The sequence below is a fragment of the Longitalea arenae genome, from assembly GCF_016924755.1.
GTDB classification, from domain to species: Bacteria; Bacteroidota; Bacteroidia; order Chitinophagales; family Chitinophagaceae; genus Niastella; species Niastella arenae.
Map to the genome: position 1 here is coordinate 273783 of NZ_JAFFJX010000002.1, position 25681 is coordinate 299463.

At 42.3% G+C, this 25681-nt stretch carries 16 protein-coding genes; 10 read left to right on the plus strand and 6 right to left on the minus strand.

The window, feature by feature from the left end; genetic code table 11:
• Positions 1 to 342: 342 nt before the first annotated feature.
• A complete protein-coding gene (locus tag JT717_RS06125; protein ID WP_240347859.1) occupies positions 343 to 1917 on the minus strand; it encodes a hypothetical protein in 1575 nt (524 codons plus the stop codon).
• Between the two features lie 159 nt (positions 1918 to 2076).
• On the opposite strand from JT717_RS06125, the gene JT717_RS06130 reads away from it, so the two are divergent.
• The 4 genes from JT717_RS06130 to JT717_RS06145 all read left to right on the plus strand — a co-directional run bounded on the left by JT717_RS06130 (position 2077) and on the right by JT717_RS06145 (position 8048).
• Positions 2077 to 3465: a dihydroorotase gene (locus tag JT717_RS06130; RefSeq protein ID WP_205509319.1), complete on the plus strand. Its 1389-nt coding sequence runs from the start codon at positions 2077 to 2079 to the stop codon at positions 3463 to 3465.
• A gap of 26 nt (positions 3466 to 3491) precedes the next feature.
• Positions 3492 to 4805, plus strand: coding sequence for a MutS-related protein (locus JT717_RS06135; protein WP_205509320.1), 1314 nt, complete (start codon positions 3492 to 3494; stop codon positions 4803 to 4805).
• A gap of 8 nt (positions 4806 to 4813) precedes the next feature.
• A complete protein-coding gene (locus JT717_RS06140) occupies positions 4814 to 6406 on the plus strand; it encodes a M1 family metallopeptidase (RefSeq protein WP_205509321.1) in 1593 nt (530 codons plus the stop codon).
• A 97-nt stretch (positions 6407 to 6503) separates the two neighbouring features.
• Complete coding sequence (locus JT717_RS06145) at positions 6504 to 8048, plus strand: YifB family Mg chelatase-like AAA ATPase (protein ID WP_205509322.1); 1545 nt, start codon at positions 6504 to 6506, stop codon at positions 8046 to 8048.
• A gap of 75 nt (positions 8049 to 8123) precedes the next feature.
• Here the strand turns inward: JT717_RS06145 and JT717_RS06150 are convergent, their stop codons facing one another.
• On the minus strand, positions 8124 to 8780 hold the full coding sequence (locus JT717_RS06150; protein ID WP_205509323.1) for a sugar transferase: 657 nt from the start codon (positions 8778 to 8780) through the stop codon (positions 8124 to 8126).
• Positions 8781 to 9342: 562 nt separating this feature from the next.
• On the opposite strand from JT717_RS06150, the gene JT717_RS06155 reads away from it, so the two are divergent.
• From JT717_RS06155 to JT717_RS06165, 3 genes are all read left to right on the plus strand, one after another.
• Entirely contained in the window at positions 9343 to 10164 is an 822-nt protein-coding gene (locus tag JT717_RS06155) for a glycosyltransferase (RefSeq protein ID WP_205509324.1), read from the plus strand.
• A gap of 111 nt (positions 10165 to 10275) precedes the next feature.
• Complete coding sequence (locus tag JT717_RS06160; protein ID WP_205509325.1) at positions 10276 to 11412, plus strand: glycosyltransferase; 1137 nt, start codon at positions 10276 to 10278, stop codon at positions 11410 to 11412.
• 10 nt (positions 11413 to 11422) lie between these two features.
• Positions 11423 to 11770 (plus strand): hypothetical protein, encoded by a 348-nt coding sequence (locus JT717_RS06165; RefSeq protein WP_205509326.1) that lies wholly within the window; start codon positions 11423 to 11425, stop codon positions 11768 to 11770.
• 501 nt (positions 11771 to 12271) lie between these two features.
• On the opposite strand, the gene JT717_RS06170 is transcribed toward JT717_RS06165, so the two are convergent.
• The 4 genes from JT717_RS06170 to JT717_RS06185 all read right to left on the minus strand — a co-directional run bounded on the left by JT717_RS06170 (position 12272) and on the right by JT717_RS06185 (position 19351).
• Positions 12272 to 13273, minus strand: coding sequence for an FkbM family methyltransferase (locus JT717_RS06170; RefSeq protein ID WP_205509327.1), 1002 nt, complete (start codon positions 13271 to 13273; stop codon positions 12272 to 12274).
• Positions 13274 to 13546: 273 nt separating this feature from the next.
• The gene (locus tag JT717_RS06175) at positions 13547 to 14284 is read right to left on the minus strand and encodes a hypothetical protein (RefSeq protein ID WP_205509328.1); all 738 of its coding nucleotides are present in this window, start codon (positions 14282 to 14284) and stop codon (positions 13547 to 13549) included.
• A gap of 65 nt (positions 14285 to 14349) precedes the next feature.
• Positions 14350 to 18570 (minus strand): glycosyltransferase, encoded by a 4221-nt coding sequence (locus JT717_RS06180; RefSeq protein ID WP_205509329.1) that lies wholly within the window; start codon positions 18568 to 18570, stop codon positions 14350 to 14352.
• A gap of 16 nt (positions 18571 to 18586) precedes the next feature.
• Positions 18587 to 19351, minus strand: coding sequence for a hypothetical protein (locus JT717_RS06185; RefSeq protein ID WP_205509330.1), 765 nt, complete (start codon positions 19349 to 19351; stop codon positions 18587 to 18589).
• A gap of 104 nt (positions 19352 to 19455) precedes the next feature.
• Here JT717_RS06185 and JT717_RS06190 point away from each other — a divergent pair, with 104 nt between their 5' ends.
• Genes JT717_RS06190 through JT717_RS06200 form a run of 3 tightly spaced genes read left to right on the plus strand, consistent with a single transcriptional unit; the run spans position 19456 to position 25678 of the window.
• Positions 19456 to 21348, plus strand: a complete 1893-nt coding sequence (locus tag JT717_RS06190; RefSeq protein WP_205509331.1) for a glycosyltransferase family 4 protein — start codon at positions 19456 to 19458, stop codon at positions 21346 to 21348.
• A 53-nt stretch (positions 21349 to 21401) separates the two neighbouring features.
• Complete coding sequence (locus JT717_RS06195) at positions 21402 to 23537, plus strand: glycosyltransferase (protein WP_205509332.1); 2136 nt, start codon at positions 21402 to 21404, stop codon at positions 23535 to 23537.
• Positions 23507 to 25678, plus strand: a complete 2172-nt coding sequence (locus tag JT717_RS06200; protein WP_205509333.1) for a glycosyltransferase — start codon at positions 23507 to 23509, stop codon at positions 25676 to 25678. The genes JT717_RS06195 and JT717_RS06200 overlap by 31 nt, the downstream gene beginning before the upstream one ends.
• Positions 25679 to 25681: the final 3 nt, after the last annotated feature.

Here is a 25681-nt window from a genome sequence, read left to right on the forward strand (position 1 = left end):
CACGCTGCTGCAAAGACTAATCAGCCAGCCCTGCTTTACCCCCGCCCCAGGTACGTTCACATACAAAAAACGGTCATTTACATACAAAGGATCATGCTGTGCCTTTTTGAACAGTAGCTTAGCACCCGGCACCTACATAAAGCCATGAGATAGTCGAAAAGGAAAAGGCAAGATAAACGGTACACAAGCCTGAAACCGGGGTTCTGATTTTTAACAGGTTCTTAAAGAGGTGGTTCCAATGGTGATACCCTTATAACCCGTTCGGTGTATCACCGAATAAAAAAGCAGGCGGCATTATTGCCGCCTGCTTTTTTATTCGCCTACCCTCCTAAGGATGGCGCCTTAATAATCGTATTCCCGCCGGAACATATTCATGCGAATGCCGGCAGTGATGACTGAAGAATTTCTATCGCTTAAACTGCCAATCCCCGATTTATAATTCCTGATGAGGGCTGAAGCTTCGAGGAACAGGTTCTCTTTCACTTCATACGATATCAGTAGTTGTGCATTTACGCCGGTGGCGCGGGGACCATTAGGTAACTTATACCCATAGTCACCGGCCGGGCGGTTCCTGTTGGGAATGAAAATATTGGAGCCGAAATTACTGTCCGCCGTATCTGTTCCCTGTTTCCAAACGATCAAACGGGCCGAGGTGGTCCATTTGGGATGGGGCTGATACCGTACAATACCGATAGCTTCCACAAAATTGGCGCCCAAAGGATGGGCCATGGGCTGATTATAATGCGTGTAATTGGCCACACTATCGAAATGCGAATAGGTAAATGGCCGAACCAGGTTGATCTCACCCTGTAGATCGAGGTTTTTCACGCTGAAAGCATTGATATATTTACCGCCCATTTGAATGGCAAACTTGTTAGCCCACCAACCATTGCCATCTTTCAACTCTTTCACCACCAATTCATCGAGCACCAGTTGTCCATAAAACTGTAAGCGTTTGGCAACATTTGCCTTCAGATCAATGCCCACAAACGCATTATCCGCGCTGCCATTTTGCTGCTCTGCCAGGCGGAGGAAGATGACGGGGTTCAGGTAAGAAAATTCAAAATGATTTTCGCGGCCAAATACAACGGCTTCAAATACCCCAACGTTCAACCACTTGGTAACGTCCATACTCAAATGGTGCATAGCGGCATATTTTTTATCGAGCAGTTTATTACCCGCATTGATATTGATGGTTTGTGGGATCAGTTCGGTGAACAGGTTCATGTAATTGAACTTCCAGATGCGGGTATTGATCTTTAAGAACAGGTAACTGTTGCTGAAGTCGCTCAGAAACAAACTCCGGTAACCGTTGCCGATGAATTGTTTGTCATAACCGAATTGAAAGTCGAGGTATTTTGCAGCTGTGAAATGGATAGAACCGCGGGCATCCAGGTAATCAGTGGCCGTTGTTTTGTAATCTTTATAAAAGCCATAACCAGGTACTGCGTCGTCGCGGATTATTCTTTCCTGCACGAACTGCGGTCCCCTCTCCTGGTTATCGGTCATGTATGCCGAAAACCCGATCTTTTTTGCAATGAGGCCACGTACGGTAATTCCTCTTGTATTTAAAAAAAGCCGGTCTCCTGAGTAATCGCTTTCGGCAGATAGGCTTGCCTGTAATACAGGGTTCACGGTGAAGAAAAAATCCCTGGTATTTATTTCCAGTAAATTAGCCTTTGTTTTATAAAAAGTGTTCCAGATACTTTTCTTACTGTAGAAATCACTGGTATCTGTAGAGGTCACCCATTCTGAATTATTCATCAGGAGGCTGCGCAGGTTATATTCATCTACCTTAGATAGTAAATTTCCGGTAGCCTTATGTACTGAATCTGCGTATTCGGCCGCACGAACGGCAAATCTGCGGCTTAACGGCTTTACAGTAGCCAGATTGAGGTCATCATTACTTTGCAGCAATATTTCAAGCCGGTTTAAAAAAGGCTGGTGTTTGCTACCCTGTGGTAAATACGTTGACTGTGCTAACAACCCGACTGGAATTAATAAAAACAATAAGGGGACAATGGTTTTTATAATATATTGCATGGCCAGTTTTTAAAAATATTATTTTTTCAAGATATGCAAAATTACCTGATAAAAAATATAATGGTCGTGAATGAAGGCGTTTCAGCCGTACAGGATGTACTGATCAGGAACGGCCACATTGAGAGGATAGATCGTAACATTCAACCAGATATATTAGTTACTGAAATAAATGGCGAGGGTTTGCATTTGTTACCTGGCGCCATTGACGACCAGGTTCATTTTCGGGAACCGGGCCTTACGCACAAAGCTACTATTTATACCGAATCGAAAGCAGCTGTAGCCGGTGGCGTTACATCCTTCATGGAAATGCCCAACACCATGCCGCCTGTATTCACCCACGAACTTCTGGAAGAAAAATATGCCATTGCCGCCAATAGCGCATTGGCAAATTATTCATTCTATATGGGAACCTCCAACGAAAATGCAGGAGAAGCACTGAAAACGAATAGCCGTAAAAAAGATATTTGTGGTATCAAGATCTTCATGGGCTCTTCTACCGGCGGTTTGCTGGTTGATAACTACCTCACCCTCGATAAGATCTTCCAAGAAAGCGAAGTGCTCATTGCTACCCACTGCGAAGATGAAAAGATCATCAGGTCGAACTTCGAAAGATTAAAAAAAGAAAAAGGGATATTGGAACCGGCGGATCATCCGTTGATCCGTGATGAGCACGGCTGTTTTGAAAGTTCCTTGGCAGCCATACAATTTGCCCAGAAATATAACACCCGCCTGCACATACTACATATCAGCACAGAAAAAGAGCTGGCCTTGTTTTCCAATATGAAGCCGCTTGGTCAAAAAAATATCACGGCCGAAGTATGTGTACATCACCTGCATTTTACCAGCAACGATTATAGCCGGCTGGGCAATCTTATAAAATGTAATCCTGCCATTAAAGCGCCCAATAACCGCGAAGCGCTTTGGCAGGCGCTGCTCGACGACCGGCTGGATGTAATTGCTACCGACCACGCTCCTCATACCCTGGAAGAAAAAGGCGTAAGCAGGAATGTGGCCGGTGCATTAACACTGCCGGCTGTTGAACCGGGGTCTTACGAAAAGTGCCATGCGGGTTTGCCGCTGGTGCAACATAGCCTGCTGCTCATGTTGCATTATGTAAAAGAAGGCCGCATTTCCCTGGAGAAAGTCGTTGAAAAAATGAGCCATGCCGTTGCTACCTGCTACCAGATCGCCGACCGGGGATATATCAGGGAAGGCTATAAGGCAGACCTGGTAATAGTTAATATGAATGCAACCACCACAGCGACAAAGGAAAATATATTGTATAAATGCGGCTGGAGCCCGCTGGAGCAATTTAACTTCCCGGCAGCCATTACACATACTTTTGTAAACGGCAACCTGGTTTATGGAAACGGACAGTGGAATGAGTCTAATAAAGGAGAACGATTGTTATTTAATCGGTAACTTACGAAAACAACAGCAGCAGATCCATGGAACTGGACAATACCACCTATAACGACCTGTCGGTTTTTCAGCATGAGGAAGAATTTTCCATTTTTCACCGCCTTTGCTTTACCCTGACCTCCCAGGGGCGCGACTGGCTGCTGAAATACTTCAGCAACCCATTCAGTGACCTGCGCCCTATACTGGATACCCAGCAGATCCTGCGGTCGATCATTGCCCAGATGCACCAATGGCCTACCGAGATCACCAATGGCACGCTGATGGTCATTGAAAAGTTCTATGACAGCAATGTTGATACAATTCCCAACGCCAACCCGTTTAATGCTTTTATCTATAAAATCGGCAATGTTGGCGATTTCTCCCTCGTACGATATTCCATTGCGCATTTTTCAGACTTCCTGAAAGGTATGCATCAACTGGTGCAGCTGCTCGATAAAGACGATGCGCCATTGATGTTACGTACCTATTTAAGGCGCGCCGCCGACCTGATGAATAAACCGGTATTGATCGAGCTGAGAGACCGCCAGCGTGGGAAAGAATTCAGCTGGACCGAGACATTATATTACGGCCGGTTCATCAGGGATGAGTTCAGGCATTCTTCATTTGAACTCATTGCAATTTACGGCCGTATCGACGCCTGGTATTCCATGGCCGTAGCTGTAAAAAAACTGGGGCTTTGCTTTCCTGCGTTCATCGACCAGCCGCAACCGGCTATTGAGGCGCACAAGCTGTATCACATTCTACTGCATACACCGATCCCATATGATGTAACATTAAGTCCCGATAATAATTTCCTCTTCCTGACCGGCGCCAATATGGCCGGCAAAAGCACCTTCATTAAAGCAGTGGGCAGCACGGTCTTCCTGGCGCACCTGGGCATGGGTGTACCGGCCGAGTCTATGCGATTAACGCTTTTCGATGGTCTGTTAAGCAATATCAATGTGGTTGATAATATAATAAGGGGCGAAAGCTATTTCTTTAATGAGGTGCAGCGCATTAAAAATACGATTACCAAGATCAATGACGGTCGCAAATGGCTGGTGTTGATTGACGAATTGTTCAAAGGCACGAATGTACAGGATGCCATGAAATGTTCCTCGGTGGTGATAAAAGGATTGATCAGAATAAAAAGTTCGCTGTTCATTCTTTCTACCCATTTATACGAGATCGGCGAAGAGCTGAAACAATACCCCAATATCAGCTTCCGCTTTTTTGAAACTTCCGTTAAAGAAGATCAGCTTGAGTTCAGTTACCAGTTGAGGGAAGGCATTAGCAACGACCGCCTGGGTTACCTCATTTTGAAAAGGGAAAAGGTAGTGGATCTGCTGGAAAAGTTGTAAACTGCTGTATGAAAAAGATATGGCTGTTTATAGCCACACTAGCCAGTGCATTGATTACAGCTGCCCAGCGGCCTGGTGCCGCCGTTGATGTACAGCATTATCAATTTGCCATCGCGCTTAACGATACAAATGATCTGATAAAAGGAAATGCAGCCATAGAAATTCTGTTTACAAAAGATACCCAGGCCATCAGCCTCGACCTTATTTCAAAGGACCATACTAAAAAAGGTATGGTGGTTTTACAGATCACCGAAAATGGAAAACCGCTTAATTTCTCTCATAATAACGACCTCCTCATCATGCGATTCCCAGCCATCGTCAAAAAAGGAGAAAGGAAAAAGATCCAGATTATATACGAAGGAGTGCCCGCTAACGGACTCATCATTACAAATAACAAATTTGGTCATCGCGTTTTCTTTGCTGATAACTGGCCTAACCGCGCCCGGCACTGGCTGCCCTGTGTTGACCATCCGTCCGATAAAGCCGCGCTTGATTTTATTGTAACCGCTCCTGCTCACTACGAGGTCATTTCAAACGGAATAAAAATAGAAGATACATCGCTGAACGGCCGGCAACGGCGCACTCATTATTCGGAAACTATGCCCCTTTCAACCAAAATAATGGTGATCGGCGTTGCGCGGTTTGCCATTCAGCAGGCCGGGACTGTACAGGATATCCATGTGTCCAGCTGGGTTTACCCGGAAGAAAAAGACAAAGGCTTTTATGATTATGCACTAGCAGTTGACATTCTCCCCTTTTTTATAAAAAATGTAGGTCCATATGCTTTTAAAAAACTGGCAAATGTAGAATCAACTACGATGTTCGGTGGCATGGAAAATGCCAGTGCGATCTTTTATTCAGACGAAACGTCCATCACTGGTACTCGCAAGAGCGAAGCATTACTTGCCCATGAGATAGCCCATCAATGGTTTGGTAATATGGCTACCGAAGCCGACTGGAGCCACTTATGGTTAAGCGAAGGCTTTGCTACCTACATGACCGTTTTATACTTTGAACACAAATATGGGATCGACACAGCAAATAAAATGCTGGCAAAGAACCGGGATATTGTAATTGATTTCTCCAAAAAGAAACTGCGGCCCGTTGTTGATACATCAGTGACTAATTATATGGAACTGTTGAATGCCAACTCATATCAAAAAGGCGGCTGGGTGTTACATATGTTGCGGCGGCAGCTTGGAGACTCTTTGTTTTGGAAAAGTATTCGAATCTACTATAGCAGGTATGCCGGTAAAAATGCGGTATCCAATGATCTTTGTAAGGTAATGGAGGAAGTTTCAGGCGCCGATCTGAAACCTTTTTTTCACCAATGGTTGTATACAGCAGGCCATCCCAAATTGGATATTCGCTGGACATACAGTGCTATAAAGAAAGCCGTAAACATCACTGTTATACAGCAACAAAAAGAGCCCTATTTTTTTCCGCTCACTGTACAGATCGGCAGCGAGCTAAAAAAACAGCTCACCATTACAGCTTCCGAAACGAGTTTTACACTGCCTGTACAATCGCGCCCCGCAACAATCGTTGTCGATCCGCAGGTAAACCTGTTGTTTGAAGGCAGCGTGCGGGAAATAAAATAACACTCTTTATTCAAACTTAGTACAAGTAAGAACAGAGTCCTCCATCAAATAAATATTTTTTATTATCTTTCCATACGTTTAACCATAAACTTTATTCATGCTTGTCAAAACGTATGGAAGCGCCGTGTACGGGGTAGAAGCCATTACCATTACGGTGGAGGTAAATGTAATGCCGGGCAATATCCACTATTATATTGTAGGATTACCAGATAGCGCCGTAAAGGAAAGTCTGCAACGGGTAGAAAGCGCTATAAAAACCATCGGCTACCAGATGCCCCGCACCAAACTCGTCATCAACCTGGCGCCTGCCGATATAAAGAAAAGTGGTTCTGCCTTTGATCTCGCCATTGCTATTGGCATCATTGCCGCCAACAAACAACTGAATGATGCCGACAGGTTAAAAGATTATGTGATCATGGGTGAACTCAATCTCGATGGCACCATTCATCCCATCAGGGGCGCCTTGCCCATCGCCATTACTACCCGCAAGGAAGGCTTTAAAGGTTTGATCGTTCCTAAACAAAACTGCCGCGAAGCCGGTATGGTGAACGCGCTCCCGGTATATGGCATAGGGCACCTCACCGAGCTGATCAATTTTATGAATGATGCAGACAGTATTCAACCGGTAGCTGTTAATACACGGGAGGAATTCTTTCACGCACAGGATGATTTTGAATTTGATTTTAGCGAAGTAAAAGGCCAGGAAAATATCAAACGGGCGCTGGAGATCGCTGCAGCCGGTGGTCATAACGCTTTACTGGTTGGCCCGCCGGGAGCTGGTAAAACGATGCTGGCGAAACGCCTGCCCAGTATCCTGCCCCCACTATCGTTGCGCGAAGCCCTCGAAACTACGAAGATTCATTCAGTAGCAGGTAAGTTACCCGAGCATGCGACCCTGATCGCCAAAAGACCTTTCCGTTCACCTCATCATACCATCAGCGATGTAGCACTGGTGGGTGGAGGTGGTATTCCGCAGCCTGGTGAAATTTCGCTGGCGCATAACGGTGTTTTATTTCTCGATGAGCTGCCGGAGTTCAAACGAAGTGTGCTTGAAGTGATGCGGCAGCCGATGGAAGAGCGGCGGGTAACCATCAGCCGGGCTAAAGTAGCCATTGACTTTCCGGCCAGTTTTATGCTGATCTCCTCTATGAACCCCTGCCCCTGCGGATTTTATAACCATCCTGAGAAAGAGTGTACCTGTGCGCCGGGCGCTGTACATAAATACCTCAATAGGATCTCAGGGCCTTTGCTCGACCGGATCGACCTGCATGTAGAAGTGACGCCCGTTCCGTTTAATGACCTAAGTGCGCATAAGAATGGGGAGTCTTCTGAAAAGATCCGAGCGAGGGTGATCGATGCAAGAAATATTCAAACGGAACGGTACAAGAACAAGGCCGGCGTTTACTGCAACGCTCAAATCAACAGTAAGCAATTAAAAGAAGTATGTGAACTTGATTCAAGCGGGCATACGCTGTTAAAAGCGGCTATGAATAAATTGAATTTATCAGCCCGGGCTTATGATCGCATTTTGAAAGTAAGCCGCACTATTGCTGATCTGGCGGCCAGTGAAACAATTTTGCCGGAACATGTGGCAGAAGCTATTGCGTATAGAAATCTCGACCGGGAAGGTTGGGGAGGATGAGGATAGTCAATATCAAACAGCTATGGCAATGCTAAAATATGGCAGGGAAAATACGGCAAGCAATGAACCAGTGCACTAGTTCTGGATCGTCTTAAGGGAAGAAGGGTTCCATTCTTCAGCAGTTACATTCTTCGCATTCTTATTTTTGAAGACGGTGGCAAATACTTCACCAATGATCTGAGCAACAGTCTTACGCACAATACGAATATCTAACCAGAAATTGGCATTGCGAACATAAAATGCATCGAACTGGTAACGGTGGAAAATGCTTTCAAAATCTTTGGTAGGGCCGCGGTAACCTTTGATCTGCGCCAAACCGGTGATGCCGGGTTTTGCCAGGTTCCTGAATTTGTATCCGTTAATAGCACCGGCAAATTTGTTACAGTCGGCTTGCATATGTGGGCGCGGGCCAACAATGCTCATTTGTCCCAGCAGCACATTGAAAAATTGAGGGAACTCGTCCAGACCGGTAACGCGTAAGAAACTACCTACCCGGGTTATACGGGGATCATTCTCACTGGCCTGACGGATATCAGCATCCTTATTAATGTACATCGTACGCAGTTTGTAGCACCAGAACACCCGGCCTAAAAACCCTACACGCTTTTGTTTGAAGAAAACCGGTCCTCTTGAATCAAGCTTAATTAAGACCATCAATACAGGCAGTAACCATGACAGTAAGAGAACGATCACCATCAGGGATGCCATTATATCGAAACACCGCTTCGCCACGAAATATCCTTGTTTCCGCTCAAGATAAAGTCTAAGGGATGAAGGGTGTTCAGTAAAAAACTTTACTCTTTTATAAACCAAATTTTCAGGTTGCTCGATCATAGCATAGGTATTATGGTTCTTCAAGGATTTTGTTAACGAAATTAGTGCCGTATTAGTGCCTGCCTCTGCCTTTAACTACACTTTTAACATCTAAAACAACAAAATCACTTAAATCCCTAATAATTAAATGTTAAAACAAGATATAAACCTATAAAATCACACCATTGACAATGCAAACTTAAGAAAGGTTGCACCAAAAAAGGTTTAAAAATATTTCACGATTTATTTTGACCCGCTTGGCTTTCACGAATATTGTCAAAAACTGCACGAATATTTGCTAAAACAACACGGTTATTGCTCAAATGGCACAGTTAGCATGATTTATACTTTCTTTTAAGCAACGTTTTAAGGCATTTTTGCAGTCCATTAATTCACAAATGTTTAAAAATGCTTTTACATTTGCACTATTAATAAAAAACCACTGTGAGCTGAGGTTAGATCGTATAACTGTTATTAGAACATGGATTCTCATCCCCATAAAATTGATTTTTACCTGTTAATACCCTTCTACAATAACCTGTCGGGACTGCTTCATTCGTTACAAAGTGTACAGTATGATGCAGATAAGTATAGAGTGGTGATTGTTGATGATGGCAGCGATCAACCTGTTACCCTTGATGAGCTATATAAGCAAATTTCCCGCAATATATCCGTTGAAATAATACAATTACCTTCTAATAAGGGCATTACAACCGCTTTGAATGCAGGATTACAGTGGATCCTGGATCAGGATAATGCCAGCTATATTGCCAGGCTCGATTGTGGAGATACCTGCACACCAGAACGGTTCTATCGCCAGGTGGCATTTTTACAACAAAACCCACAGGTGAACCTGGTTGGCAGCTGGTGCATATTTAAAGATTACACAACCAATGTAGCATTCCGCTATATTACCCCCACCCGGCATAATAATATTAAAAGGGGTATGCATTTTCGGAATATTTTCATCCACCCTACTGTTATGTGGCGATGTGATGCCATAAAAGACAATGAACTATACCCTTATAGCTTTCCGGACGCGGAAGATTACGGTTTTTTTTACCAATTAATGCAGAAGGGAGAAGGCGCCATTATTCCGGAATATCTGGTAACCTGTGAGATCAATCACAAAGGAATTTCGCTGAGTTCAAGAAAAAAGCAGTTAAAAAGCCGGATAAAAGTGGTGAAAGAATACGGAAAAAATAGGGTTTTACGTTATTTGGGAGTTTTTAAACTAAGGTTATTACTTATTATTCCATACAAGCTTGTTTTTGCAGTAAAGAGAACCTTGTATGGAGTATAATATGTAACAATATAACACACTAACAAATGCCATATGAAGAAATTAGGGACTTATTTAGCCAAAGTTCCTGATACACAACGTGCTTGCTGTTTACCATTAAATCCATTTATTATGAAAATAGTACATGTGGCGGAGGCTTTTGCAGGGGGGATCGTCATGTTTGTTAAATCCTTGGTTGAGAATATGCCCAATGATGAGCATATTATTGTGCATGGCGAAAGAGCCCATGTTACAAGATTTACGGATATAAGAAAACTGTTTGCCCGCACTAACGCCCGTTTTGTCCGTTGGCATTCAGCGCAAAGGAGCATTAAAATATCTAAAGACTTTGCCGCATTTCTGCAATTATACAGGATCTTAAAACGGCTTAAAAAACAACACCAGATAGATGCAGTACACCTGCATTCCTCAAAAAGTGGTTTTATTGGAAGAATTGTATGTAAACTACTGGGAATCAACAATGTAATTTATACACCCAATGGCGCTCCTTTTTTAGTGGGAACCAGTAAGGTATCCAACTACATTTACAGGGTGCTGGAACGCCTTGGAAGTGGTTTCGGCGGCCAGGTAGTATGTTGTTCGCCTTCAGAACAGGCTGAGTATGAAAAAGCTGGCATTTCGGCGATCACTATTAATAATGGAATAACATTCGACCGCCGTAGCCATGGCAGCTATGACGCCAGCCCTGCGAATAAAAAGTTCTGCATTGTAACCAGCGGACGGATCATCAACCAGAAGAATCCTGCCCTGTTCAACAGTATCGCCCGGTACTTTGAAGAGTTTCAGCAATTTGAATTTATCTGGATTGGCGATGGACCTGAAAGAGACCTTTTAACTGCTTCTAATATAACGATCACCGGCTGGTTACCTGGCGAGGAAGTAGCCCGCCTGATCTCCTCCGCAAATGTGTACGTATCAACTGCCAACTTCGAAGGTCTGCCCTATGCTGTGTTGGAAGCCCTTGCTTTGAGAAAGCCGGTGCTGCTTACAGACAGTGTAGGTAATCGTGACCTGGTGAAATCATGTTTAAATGGCGATCTGTTTAAAAATCACTCAGAAGCAATTGTGAAACTGTTGCAATATTTTAACAATAGCAGTATGCTCAATATCATGGGTGAATTTTCAGCGCTTCATGGTAAAGAATCCTTTAATGTAAATCATACCTTTACCAAGTACAGGCATTTATATGCTGGCAATCATATTGCAATGGATAATTATTTAAAGCCGGCCCTTGTAAATGCCAATTAAACAGTCAACCATGGAGAAACAACTAAACGGGGTCATGAGCCACGACATGATCAGGCAGAACCTTGATAACATACGTAGTTTTATTGAACAGGAGCTCGCTGAAAAAAAAGCTACTATAAAAGAACAGGCCAAGGAAATAGAAGAATTAAAAAAGGTATTGCAACAGAAAGATCTTGCCATCAGTATGTTTGAGGCTAACGCCCGTGAGGTCCAGGAAACGGCTGAAGGAAACAGACAGCTTATCAATAAATTGTTGGGCGACATCAGTAAGCTTCAGAATGAAATTGAATGGTATAAAAGAACCTATGAAACCCGTAGTTTTCTTGGCACGATCAAAGAAAAGTTAAGAAGAAAGTAGACTATTCGGATTTCGCTAAAATCAAAGACATGTTTTCTCAGCGAAGCATATTGTTTAAATACCTGATTGCCGTTTTATTATCATTTTATCCTGCGCTTGTTTCGAATACCAAAATTCACTTACTCAGTTTTATTTTGGTTTTTCCGGGGTTGTGAAGGAAAAACAGACACGCTATTATCAAAGGGTTGGGAATTAAAAAGCAATTATATCGTATCTTATTCGCATCAACACGAACATGCTTACAATTGCCGGTATAATACAGAATTGGAAAGTAATCGTTCGGGCCTCTTTGCAAAGGATAACGGACTCAAACAGTCATTGAAGTCTTTTCTGGAGGTAACCACCATCCTGCTTTTACTGCTTGCTTTAATAGCCTGTTATCATCATTGGCCCTTTCAAACTATTAAACCAGCCAAAGGTACAGTTGAAACAGCAAAGCGTGCATGAGAACAGATGTAGTTTGTTAAACCATCTGATCTCATGCAATTATTTGCTTATTCCTTATTTTCGGGTAAATAAAATAGCACAAACATGATCTGAGGTAGAGGCCAGGTAGTCATAAGTCACTTCTGAAGCGCTGCCATCGCGCCAGTCCAATCTGTATGGCTGCAATTTTTTTCCTTTCAGGAAGGCAATAACTTCTTCCGGGCTTGCGCCATGACCTCTGAACTGATCGTTATTCCACTCGATCAGTAATTTAACCTGCGGATTGTTGTTAATCACATTTTCGGCGCCTTTCAATACCTTAAATTCAGCACCTTCCACATCTATCTTTATAAAATCAACCCTGGCGCCTGCACCAAGGATCTGATCCATTTTTTTAGCGTTTACGGTAACTATTTCGGCAGTATTAATACCTTCAGAGTCTTCATTGTAAGAATCCATCTGTGAGCCCCCAAATCTATACTTGTAATTTTTAAATTGTACAGTGCCTTCGCTATCACTCAATGCAACATAATTCAATGAAACTGCATTCCAGTCAATCCAGTTTATCATAATGTTTTTTTGAAGCAACGCAAACGCATTTCTGTTTGCTTCAAAAGAATGCACCTTTCCACCCTTGCCGGCATTGACCCTTTTGGCTGCCAGGCAGGAATAATATCCGAAGTTGGCGCCAACATCTACAAACACTGAATCTTCCTTTACATTATTGAGGAAGTATTTTGTTAGTTCGCTTTCATAAACACCATGCACAATAAAGTGAGGCGCCAGCGTACAATCATAACTGCTGACAAGGTATAAAATATCAGTATATGCCCTGGTCAATACAGTACCTTCTCCCATATAAACCGCAAAAGGAACATGTTCATCCTTTTGTTTAACAAATCCGCTGATAGCAGCATTATTGTTGTTTACTTCTTCCCGGATGATCTTTCTAATGATATCTTCTGTAATCGTGGGGGAATGGGTTGGAATATCTACCTTGTTAAAAGCATCATTCATTACCTTGTTATTCGTACTCAATTCTTCCCTGACGATCGCCCTGATTTTATCTTCGTTCAAAAACATAGTATATAAAGTAAGTTGTTAATTGGATTCAAATTATAAATTTATATAAACCTTATAAGAAAAATATGCGTTTTTTTCTTTCAGAATGGCAAATACCTCTCCGGTTTTTGTATTGACAGCTTTTATTGAAGCAATGTGGCAGTTGTGATGATTATTTTTTATGCTCTAATGCATTCATTTTTTACGCCTAAAAAAGGCAGAACTTTAAATATACGCATTAATTGGCAGATTATTATAAACTGTGTAAAGGTATAGGAATACTGTATTTTACCGTTTTGATAGCCGCCTGCCCAAAAATGCATAAAAAAGGAAATAAAAGAAGATCGCATAGAACAGAGCGGATAGAACATACCCTGTCACATGCGAAGCGGCTGAATCATTTAACACGGTTGCCTGTTTTACATCGACTGGGTATTTATATTCTTTGCTTTCATCGGCATACAGGTCGATAATTTCCTGCTCCTTTCCATTGGTGATCTGTACCATGCCCGACCATCCGTGTTTTAGAAATACCAGCGAAGCATTTTTTGAAACGTAGTCAAGTTTAACATGTAATGTAGCGGGAAACTGGTCTGCCGCATAAGCACTATTATCTTTCAGCTTCCACCCGCCGTTTAATGGCAGGGCATGTAGATCCACCGGTCCGTTATTATTAATTTCTTTCAGCCAAACCTCGTAAGCCGAAGACTTCTCATTCTTTTTTCCCAACGCGGTGAGGGTTATTTCGGCAACCCTCCTGCTTCTGACAACTTCCGGCACCACATAATTTCTGCCAAGCCACGTTATTACTATTGATAAAATAAATGCGGTAATTAAGATTTTCTTATTAAGTGGTTCTCCTTTATGCTTTTCAGTAAACGTTTTTAAATACAGCCGGGCGATGAAAAAGAACAAAAAGGCTAAAAAAAGATACCTGAAAGCGGTAGGAGTAAAATGCTGGCCAATAACCAATGATACATATATAGCACACAGCATTGGAATGATCCAATTAACTATCAACTTCATAAGATATTAAAAGATATAATGAACATTCGGTTTAAAGTCATTCTCATTCCCACATGTATGGCCGCTTACAGCTGTTCTATTGAGCTTTTTTGAAAGTTGTAGAACGTTTCTTTTCTATCAGTTAATGTACCAGGCTGCTTTTTATTGAACAAGCCCCATTTCAATCCTTCATTAAATCCTTTTTTAAGCAATTGCCTGTACTTTTTGTACTCCTCGTTTGATATAACATTGTCTTTGTAAGCCTTTACAACTTCGCGGAAAAAGTGCTTTTTTCTAAAATACAGTATCGCTTTTATAACCCGTACAGGGAAAGCATCATATCCGCTTTTCAACGCATAGAACATGTCTGAGCGTGCAATAATATCCCATCTGATATCATATGCACTTTTTCGTACCCCACTGGGCGCTTTGAAATGTTTGATATAGTTTATGGGATTATTAATAACCACATACCCTTTCCGGGCAAGGCGAATACACATATCGGTTTCATCGAGGTAATATATAAACCGTTCATCAAAGCCGCCAATTTCATACAAAGCGCTCTTCAATACAATATTGTTACCACCGGGCACACCCTGCACCCATCGCTTTCCATCAAGTGTATGACTTTTTAATTCTTCTTCTCTGAAGATCTGGAAACCGTAGTCAGAAGTGGCCCCGTTCTTAAACTCATAATGCTCCGTATGTTTATGCTTTACCGGGCCGCCAACGGTTCCGATCTTTAGATTTTTATTGTAGACAATAAAATAAATATAGTTCTCAATCCAGTATTTATCGCAAGGCAATGCGTCGTCGTCAATAAAAGCAACATAATTGCCCGACGACATTTCAATGCCAATATTTCGCGATTGACTCAAATTCGCTTCCGGGCAAGTACCCACTTTTATCCGTCCTTCATACCTGGCCAACACCTCATTTGTTTTGTCGGTGGAAGGACCATTCACCACCACAATTTCATACCATGGATAAGTTTGCTCTTCTAGTGCTTTGAGCAGTTTTTCCAAATGCTCTGCCCTGTTGAGTGTATTGATGATCACAGAAACCTTATACTTTTCCTCCAGTTCTTCGTCAGATATTTCTACAGGAAAGTGCTGCTCAAAAGTGGCGCCTCCGAAAAACACTTCGCTGCCCCGGGCGAAAGGACTTCTTTTTGAAAGTGTTCTTATAGTAACAGTATGAAGCTCCTGTTTAAATACTTTTTTTAACCTGAATGTTTTTTGTCCATGTTCCGGTTGATAGAGATCCAAAATCTCTCTGTACCGGCCGTCTACAATAACCTCCACCATGCCACACCACGGATGGGTGATAAACTTCAAAGCAATGGCTGTAAAATCTTTTTCGAAAGTAATGTTGTCACCCTTCTTTCCCTCATTAAACTTAAAACATTCATCCTTTATACTCCATTCAGGCGTATACACAAACAGGTTACTCAAAGCGCCTGCATCCTCGATACGTCGGAATACTTTACCTTCTGCTGTCGTTTTTTCATCATCAGCCTCCGGAAAATCAAATACATCATCTTCCCAGGTCCCATCCTCTGTTTGTACCAGTTTCTGTACTTCTTCCAAGGCTCTCTTTTCGGGAGCATTAAAAGGTTTCTTTAATTTAATGGAATGCAAAAAAACCTCATTGCCTTTTGCAAACGAATTGCATTCACCGGTTTGCCATATTTTAACGGTATGCAGCCCTGTTTCCAGTTCTTCATTGAACGAAATATTCTTTAGCTTTCTGTCAGTGGCAAACAGATCAAACACCTTGGGCTCACGATCATCCACCTGAACCTTTACTTTGCCGCTCCAGTCATGCGACAGGAAATTGATCTCAACATCGCTAAAGACTTCTTCCACCGTAATTCCGCTTCGGTTGTTTACCAGCACAAACTGGTTATCTATCAACTGAATGGGCTCCAGGCTTTTCAATCGGCTATCGTTATAAAAGATAAACTCCTCCAGTAAAAGATCCGCATTCTTCTTTAAAAAGCTGATCCGCTCAAAGTGCTTTTCATCAAGCAGAACGTGCAGGCCGGCAAAGGCTTTGGCGATGCTTTCCTTTGAAAAATTTTCCAGGTGTTTCCACTGCCTGGTTAAAACAAGCTCTTTCCACTGTGCATCGGTCCTGAGCTTTTCTACTATTTCACTTACCAGAACTGCATCTTTTGTACTGAATAAACATCCGTTCTCACCAACGGTATCGGGTACCGCCGTACAATTAAACGCTACCACGGGAATATCAAAGACCATGGCTTCGGCCAGCGGAACGCCAAATCCTTCGTGTTCGCACATCGACAGGTATATATCGGCGCTTCTATAGTACGCGTACAAGTCCTCGTTGCTAACCTTGCCGGTAACAGTTACCTTTTTGCCAATATTCAACTCCCTGATCAGAGTACCCAGCTCATTTACATAACCCGGAGATCCACCTCCTATAATTGAAAGATGGCTGTTGGGGTTAACCTGTTCTGAATAATATTTAAAGAACTTTACCAGGTCGGTTTGTTTTTTGTGGGGAGCAATGCTGCCTACAAAAATTATATGGAAAGGATGTTCGGCCCTGATAGAGTTAGCCAGTTCCTGATTGAACGGCCTTTTTAAAATCAGGTTCTTATCAATATGGGGCGGAATAATATGCGTTGTAATAGGCCTTGCCAGTGATTGACGCAAAATTTCAAGCGAGTAAGCAGTATGCCCTATATATACATCAAAATTATCGAGGGTGCTTAATTGCCTGAAACCTTTGGACGTAGTATGATACGCTTCGTCATCAACTGAAAAAAAATCAGGGGTGGTGATGTTATGGAAGAAAAAGGCTTTCTTAGGGAAAGTAAGCCTGTTGAAATAATCACCTTTATCGCAATAATTCCAGTAATGATAGATGACTGCATCCGTTTCTTTAAACTGAACGCTTTCGATGGGTTTTACTAAATGCTGCACCGCGGGTGAAGCATACGAACCCAGAATTTGCGTTGCGGCGCCTTCTTCTTTTAATAATTTGTCAAAATCAACGGTTGTATTGCTTACACCATCCCTGTCGGTAAGGCAGTTCATTACCTGGAACACCCTGCTGGTATTCTTGAACACAATGTTTTCAAAGAACACGGCACACTCAGCTGCCATTCGGGCAGAGGAGAAGCGGCTGATCAGTTTCTGCAATCCGTTGCGCCCTAATTCGTGGCGTAAACCCGGATCATTTTTTAACTTTTGTACCGAATCAACTACTTTCCGGGGTTCGTTAAGTGGAATACAAATGGCATCTTTTCCATCTTCGAAGATCTCAGGCACAGCACCAGTTTCAAATACGATAAGCGGTTTTCCTTTTCGCATCGCTTCCAGGTACAACAGACCGAATGACTCGTATTTTGATAACGCAAAAACAATATCAGCCTCTCCGTATAGCGTATCCAGCTTCTCATCGCTTACATACCCATACAGGAAGATCTGTTTATTAAGATATTGCTTAAAGTTCTTTTTTATGTATTCATGATAGGTAAAACCTGTTTCTTCTTTAAAACCATCCCATTCTCCGCTGTCTTTACCCACCAGGTGAATTTCAATGCCTGAAACATTTTCAAGCAGTAACGGCATTATTTCTTTTACGAGAACATCTGACCCCTTTCTTTTTTCAAGACGCCCTACCGATAAAATACGGCAATTACCATTATTAACAGGAACGGGAACTTCGGCAGATTTTATTCCTTTCAGATCGATGCCATGATGAATTACTGCATACGGCTTTTTGTCGAACCTGACTTTATATAAACGTTCCGTTTCCTTTAATATCGACCAGCTATCGAAAACATAACCGTCAGCAATTTCAAGAAAATGAGTTTCTATTTCACACAGAACATCTTTTTGAGGCGTTTTACCGGAAACCACTTCTTTCAGCAGCATGGTGGTAGTTTCCAACCGAACTATAAAAGGGATCTCCGGCATTTTTAGCCTGGTGATATAACCTTCTATATCCCATAAAGGCGACTCTATTAAGTGCAGGGGGCTTAGTTCATTCAACTGTTTTATACGCTTGTACACCAGATAGCTATAGGCTAACTGGTTATGCAAATTACCGGGTGCCTGCAATTGATAAAAGGCATCCGACGCTTTCTTTTCCCAACCAGAGATCTGGTGGATATATACTCCATCTATAATTTTTTCACAGGTATCTCTTCCTGAAGTAATAATATGCACTTCATGGCCTAATGCTCTGAATTGCTGGGCGTAATCCCATCGGTTACGAGGAATGCCCTCCGTGGATACCGGAGGCAGGTATTTGGTAATGATACAAATGCGCATGGCAGGGTTTAATCGCTTAATGGTTGTGAAAATTCTCGCTTAATAAATTATTATTAACGTAGTTACGGTAGAGTTTGGCAAAGTATAATTTCCTGGACCGGTTTTTTGTAAATAAACGATATATGCTTACCAGCATTTTCCTGTAAACCTTCCTTTTAAAACCCGCAAATCCTTTTGAACCATCCGGGGCAAACATTTTATTGAATACCACGTGATCCAGCTGGCGCTCCGATTCTTCGGTTGAAAGAAACCCGCGGAAATACCGGGCGTTTACAAATTGCTCTATTTCCCTGAGGGAAGCAGCGCCGCCTGAATGTTGTTGCCGGCTGGCATATGGCCCACGGTTGGCTTTTGTGTTTCCTGTTGTATGGTCTTCAGACTCCAATTCATTCACTTTTAAAGCAATGTTTTCGTCGAGCCCCAATAACATTGAAGTTTCCTCCTCTACATCCTGCACCATTACAGGGCTCACCGGCAACTGCAGCGTTAGGCTGGTTCCCTTTGTCAATAAGAAAACAATTGAATGCTCTTCTTTACCTATGGTATTAAAATTGTATTCAATTTGTTCCGATATTTCAGACAAATTATATACCTGTTCGTTCTTATTAACGTTTTTATTGTTAATGAACACTTTAAGAATAGGGGAATCGTTAGCAGGATTAAGAACGTTCACATGGTAGGCGTACTTACCTGGTGGTGTTTTTCCAATCGATACCAGGTAAGGTTCATTTAAACTCAACGTAACAGGATTGCCACGTGTGAGGGTGTTAGTCAAGTGCATTGAGGCAGGCTATAATTTATTAAGAATCTGATGATTAAATTACAAACTTATTAAAATTGACCTTATTTTCGGTCCCCAAATTACAAAATTTGGATCGCCAAATTATGAAAATTTGCTTAATCACCAGGGAATGCTTTCCATTTACGCATGGTGGAATAGGTACTGCGTTCTATTCCCTGGGAAAAATGCTGGCGAATTTAAACCATGAGGTGATACTTTTAACCCAAAAACCGGCCAATTTTAACCAGGAAATCTACAATCAGCATTATTCAAATAAATTTAAAACTGAATGGGTCGACTATACTGAAGGCGAGTTTTCTGTACACAGCCTGCTCGACTATTCTTTTCAATTAGAAAAACATTTCGATCGCTTTAATAATGATTTCCAGGCCAACCTGATACTATATGCGGAATTTGATGGCGAGGCTTTTTTCCTCCTGCGTGAAAAAAATAAAGGCATAAAATACCAGAACACTTCTTTTGTAGTTCATTATTCAGGGCCCTTGTTTGCACTGCTGGCTGTGGAAGAAAAGATCCCCACAGTATATCAGGAACTGATCTGTAAAATGGAAGCTTACTGCATCCAGGCCAGTTCTTTTGCCATAGCCCCCTCTTCTTTTGTCCTGAATTATCTAAAGAAACTATTTAACCTGCAACATCAGCAGCATTTTATTATTCCCAATCCGATAAACAATACCATATTTCCCGAACCGGCATCTCCCGCTGCCATAAATGACAATACAGAGAAAAACATATTATTCATCGGGCGTCTGCAAAAAACAAAAGGCGTCGATTATTTACTCAATGCCTTTCAGGAACTGGTTGAATCAGGTTATGAAAATATCCGTTTACAACTGGTAGGCAGAGATGTATTGTGGAGCGATTACAATATGACCTTTCAGGAATATTGCAAGGCCAATTTACCGGAAAACATATTATCAAAAATTGAATTCGCAGGTCACATTTCCCAGGCCGACATGCTTGCGTATCACAAGCAGGCATGGATAGCCGTATTCCCTTCCCGGTTCGAAACATTCGGTAATGTTGCCCTTGAATGTTTGTACAATGGAACGCCCGTTATCGTTAATAAAAATACGGGCCTGGCCGAGGTTACCGGGGAAGATTACAACTTTTTTTGGAAGGAAGAGAACGGCGCAAAAGCCCTTGCCGAATTATTGAAAGAAGTGCTTGCCAATTCAATGTTGAGAAACGATCTGGCCTTACAATCGCACAAAAGGGCAAGGTTCCTGCACACTCATTTGCCCAGCCAGTTTATAAATACGTTTCAGGAAATTATTACCGCCGGTAATAAACAGGCTATTGCCGTTAATGATAATGACGAACAGGTATTTTTATTATTGAACCGGTTCAGCGCCGCGTGGCAGCAGGAAAAGATAACAGAAATAAAGAACGTTTATATACAGAAGGATGAAGAATTGAGAAAAGCCTGGGAAAATTTTGATAACAAGAACAAAGAACTGGCAGCGCTTTGGCAGAAACACGATGACCAGTTAAAGGATGTATGGTCGAAATACGACGAAAAGGATAAGCAGATGCTGGATGTATGGAAGCAGTACGACGAAAAAAACGCAACACTGCAGAAACTCCAACAACAGACTCATGCGAACGAGGAACAGCTGCATCGGCAATATGCTGAGCTGCAACAACAATACATTCAGTTTCAACAAAACAATATCGATCTGTTGCAGCGATTCAATGAAACCCTGCAGGAATATAATGAGCTACAGCACCAGTATAACCACTTGCAGCAACAGTATAACGAATTGCTTCCTTTTCACAATGAACTATTGCAACAGCATCAAAAGATGAATCAGCAACTTTCTACCTTAAATAAAGACATCGAAAAATATTTGAACAGCAACATTTCCAATCCGCTTAAATTAATAGCTAAGGACAATAAAGATCTTTTGCCTGAAATTGCACTCTTATATTACCAGATTGGCATATTGAAAAAAAAAGGACGCCGTTTTTTTTAAACGGGTTAAACTGAACCAAAAATTGTTTACAAAGCCACATTTACTTTTAATTCATGAATGCCGAAACAGGTATAAGCATAGTAACACCGTTCTATAATCAAACCGAAATATTTTGGGAAACTTATCATGCGGTTATAAATCAAACCTACACTAACTGGGAATGGGTTATTATAAATGATGGAAGCAACACACCTGCTTCCATCCGTGTACTGGAAAAGTTGAACGCCTTGAATAATCAAAAGATCAGGGTGGTTACATTGTCTCAAAATATGGGCCTGCCAGCTGCCAGGAACCAGGGTGTAAAGCACTGCATCTTTGATCTTATCTTCTTTCTCGACGCTGATGATCTCATTGAACCCGACTATCTCGAAAAGGCCTTTATAACACTGCAATTGAACCCAGATTTCACTTTTGTGAACTCCTGGTCAACGGGCTTTGGCGCCAAAAATTATTTTTGGCAGGCAGGGTTCGATAAAAAATCAGCATTCCTTCAACAAAACTGGGTAGCTTTTGCCGGACTATTCCGTAAAAGTGTGTTTACAAAGCTTCAATTCAACGAAGGCCGAAGGAATGGCCTCGAAGACTGGGAGTTTTGGCTGGAAGCAGCCACACATAATTTCTGGGGATATACGATACCGGAATATCTGTTTCACTATCGCAATCATGAAAATCATGATAAAAAGTGGGCCAATTGGGATCGGGGCAGCGAGCAGAAAAAAATAACGAGGCGATTTCAGACGACATACAGTTCATTAAAAAAACAGTTCCCTGACCCTCAAAAGCAACAGTACCCATCATTAACCGACCTTCCTGCGCTTGTCGGTGTACCGTCGCCTGTTGGGAACAGAAAAACGGTGCTTATTGTATTACCCTGGCTCGAACTGGGAGGTGTGGAACGGTTCACACTGCATTATATGGCTGCCATGGCGCATATGTACGATTTTGTAATGGTTACCACCAATGCAGGCAAACACAGCCATGAAGCCGAATTCAAAAAATACTGCAAACAGATATATCATTTCGCTTCCCTCGCAGACGGTACCGCATACCCCGCGCTATGGAATTATGTTATCAATACCTGGCAAATTCAACTGCTGGTTATTTCGCATGCACAGCCTGCATATTATATATTGCCTTATTTGAAAGCGACATTCCCTGGAGTACGAGTTACCGACATACTGCACCTGGTAGAAGAAAACTGGAAGCAGGGTGGTTACCCTAACATGGCTGTTGAATACAGCAGGTATATAGATAAACATGTAACTGCCAGCAACCAGATCAATGAATGGATGGCCAGCCGGGGCGTAGCACGCGATAAGCTGCAAACTATTTATATTAACGTAGACACAAAGAAAATACAACCTCTCGATGAAGCAGTAAGGCGCTCAAAAAAGAAAGCCTTTTTCAAATTACTATCAGACGATCAGTTGGTACTGCTTTTCTCAGGACGGCTTACTGCCCAGAAAAACACTTTATTACTACCCGATATTGCTGCCATACTGGCTAAAAAAGGTGTAAACTTTACAATTGCTATCGCAGGCGACGGCCCGGAAAAAGATTTGCTGGAAGAAAAGATCTATCAAAAAAAATTACAGCGCTATTTCACTAACCTGGGTTCATTATCACACACAGCCAATATAGAAGCCATACAATTGGCCGATATTCTGATCCTGCCTTCTGCCTGGGAAGGTATAGCCACCGTGCTATTCGAGGCCATGGCAGCGGCCACACCTGTAGTGGCAACCAATGTGGGAGGGCAGCAGGAATTAATAGAACCCGGTACGGGTATGGTCATATCTTTAACAGAAGATATAAACCAGTTTGTTGAAACGTATTCCAATAACCTGTTATCCTTCATAGAAAACAGCACTTTAAGAAAAAAAACAAGTGAAGCAGCCAGGAAACGGGTAGAGCAATATTTCGATGTGTCGCTTACCCATAATAAATTGCAATTACTGTTTGAAGCATTGCTTTCGCAGCCTGCAGCCGCTGTTACCCCACTTCTACCACAAACTGTTCAACACTATTATCAAAATATTAGTACCTGGAAGCAGGAACAATCATTACCTTCCGCCCCGAATTGGAAACAGCTGCGGATCATGAAACTTTTAAAAAGAATGTATAAGGTTTCTACCGGAAAAAGACCTTTAAACTACTTATGGAGCAGAGGAAAAAAAAGTATTGGTTAATAACGACAGAATATCCACCCATGTACGGTGGTGGCATAGGAACCTACTGCTATCACACGGCAAAGATGTTACAACAGAATAACTGGGAAGTAACCGTATTTGTGCCTAATCAATATTCCGAAAATGATATTGTAAGCAGCGACAACGGCATCAGAATAATCCAGTTTGGCAGGTACCAGACGAACGTACATAATTTTCTCGGGCCGGAAACCGGGCTTGCTTTCGAGTTCGCCCATGTTATTAAGAAATATCTGGCTACAGAAGGGCTGCCCGACATACTGGAATCACAGGAATATGCCGGCATTGCCTATTACATTCTGCAGTACAAACATTTAAATTATCCGCTTTTTAACAGCCTCAAAGTTGTTCTTACTTTACATGCGCCCTCCTTTTTATATTATGAATATAACCAGGTGCCTGCAATGCAGTTGCCCTACTTCTGGATAGGCCAAATGGAGCGTTGGTGTATTATGGCGGCCGATAAACTAAATGCCCCCAGTGCATTTATCATAAAGGCGATCAAGCCATTTATCCCATCGCTGCCCGAAGTAACGGTGGTGCCATTACCGTTTGAACAAACCCAGTCAACAAATAGCAACCATACTAATGATCCGAGGGGCAACTGGTTCTTTTTTGGAAAACTAACGCCGCAAAAAGGCATCCTTCCGCTGTTAAAAGGTTTTAGAACTTTGTGGCAAACAGGATGGGCAAAACCCCTGTACCTGATTGGCGGCGGCAACCATTATTTCCATCCCGAACGCATGGATATGCAGGAATGGATAAAGAAAAAATATGGTGGTGAAATTCAGTCGGGCAAACTGATCCTGCTGGGCAGCCTATCCCCTGCCCAATGGAAAGAAAAAACGCAGAACGGGGCAGTGATCCTGATACCCAGTATCGGTGACAATTATCCCTATACTGTTATAGAATCGCTGATCAATGGAAACATTGTGCTGGCCTCCCGGCAGGGCGGACAAACTGAAATTCTCAAAGATGGCGAAAACGGCTTCCTGTTCGATCACCAGGAGGAAGACAGCTTAACTAAAAAGGCGCATGTGATCAACAACTTACCCGTTGAGCGGATCCAAACCATAAGAACAAACGCCAAAAGATCGGTTGAAGAAAGGCATTCTTATCAAAATGTGTATGCCCAGAAGGTGCAGATAATAGAAAGTACGGATGCAACTGATACTAAAAACCAGCTATTCCCGTTTCTTACCGGCAGCAAAACCTGGGAAGATCTGCAGCCAAAAGGCAGGAAGGATCTGCTTTCAGTGGTGATCCCTTTTTACAACATGGGCCTTTATCTGGAAGAAGCCTTACAGTCGGTTCATGCATCCGATTACAGGAACATCGAAGTAATTGTAGTGAACGACGGTTCTGATAACGCAGACAGCATTGAAGCCCTTAAAACGCTGCAAAACAAATACAAATTTATACTGATAGAGCAGCGGAACAGGGGTCTTTCGGCCGCCCGGAATACAGGTGCACAACAGGCTTCTGGCGAATTCATGGCATTCCTGGATCCAGACGATGCGGTTGATCCAACATATTTCAGCAAGGCCATTGAGATTCTTAAAAACAAACAGAATGTGCATTATGTAGGGTGCTGGGCGCAGTATTTTGAAGGGTCAACAGGTAGCTGGCCTGCATTTACGCCTGAACCGCCCTACTTGTTGTATCATAATATGATCAATAGCAGTGCGCTTGTTTATAGAACAACCGCTTTTACCCAAAACGGGTGGAATGACCCGGCTTTGGAGTACGGATGTGAAGATTGGGAAAGCGTCATCAACTTAACCAAGAACGGCTGGCGGGGGGTTGTCATTCCGGAAAAACTGTGGTTGTACCGGATCAGGAAAAAGTCAATGGCACGCAGCTTTACACGCGAAAAACTGTTGTTTTCATACCGTTATATCGCGCAAAAACATTCAGCGTTTTATTCTATCTTTGCCGCCGAATTAACCGGGCTGCTGAATGCTAATGGACCGGGGTATAAAATTGATAATCCGACGTTTGCTACAGATGAGCATATTCCGTTTAACAAAAATAAGATCATCAAAAAGGTTATTAATTATATCAAAAAGAAACCGGCATTAAGAAAAAATGCCTTGTATATTCTATCCAAATTAAAAAAGTAGAGA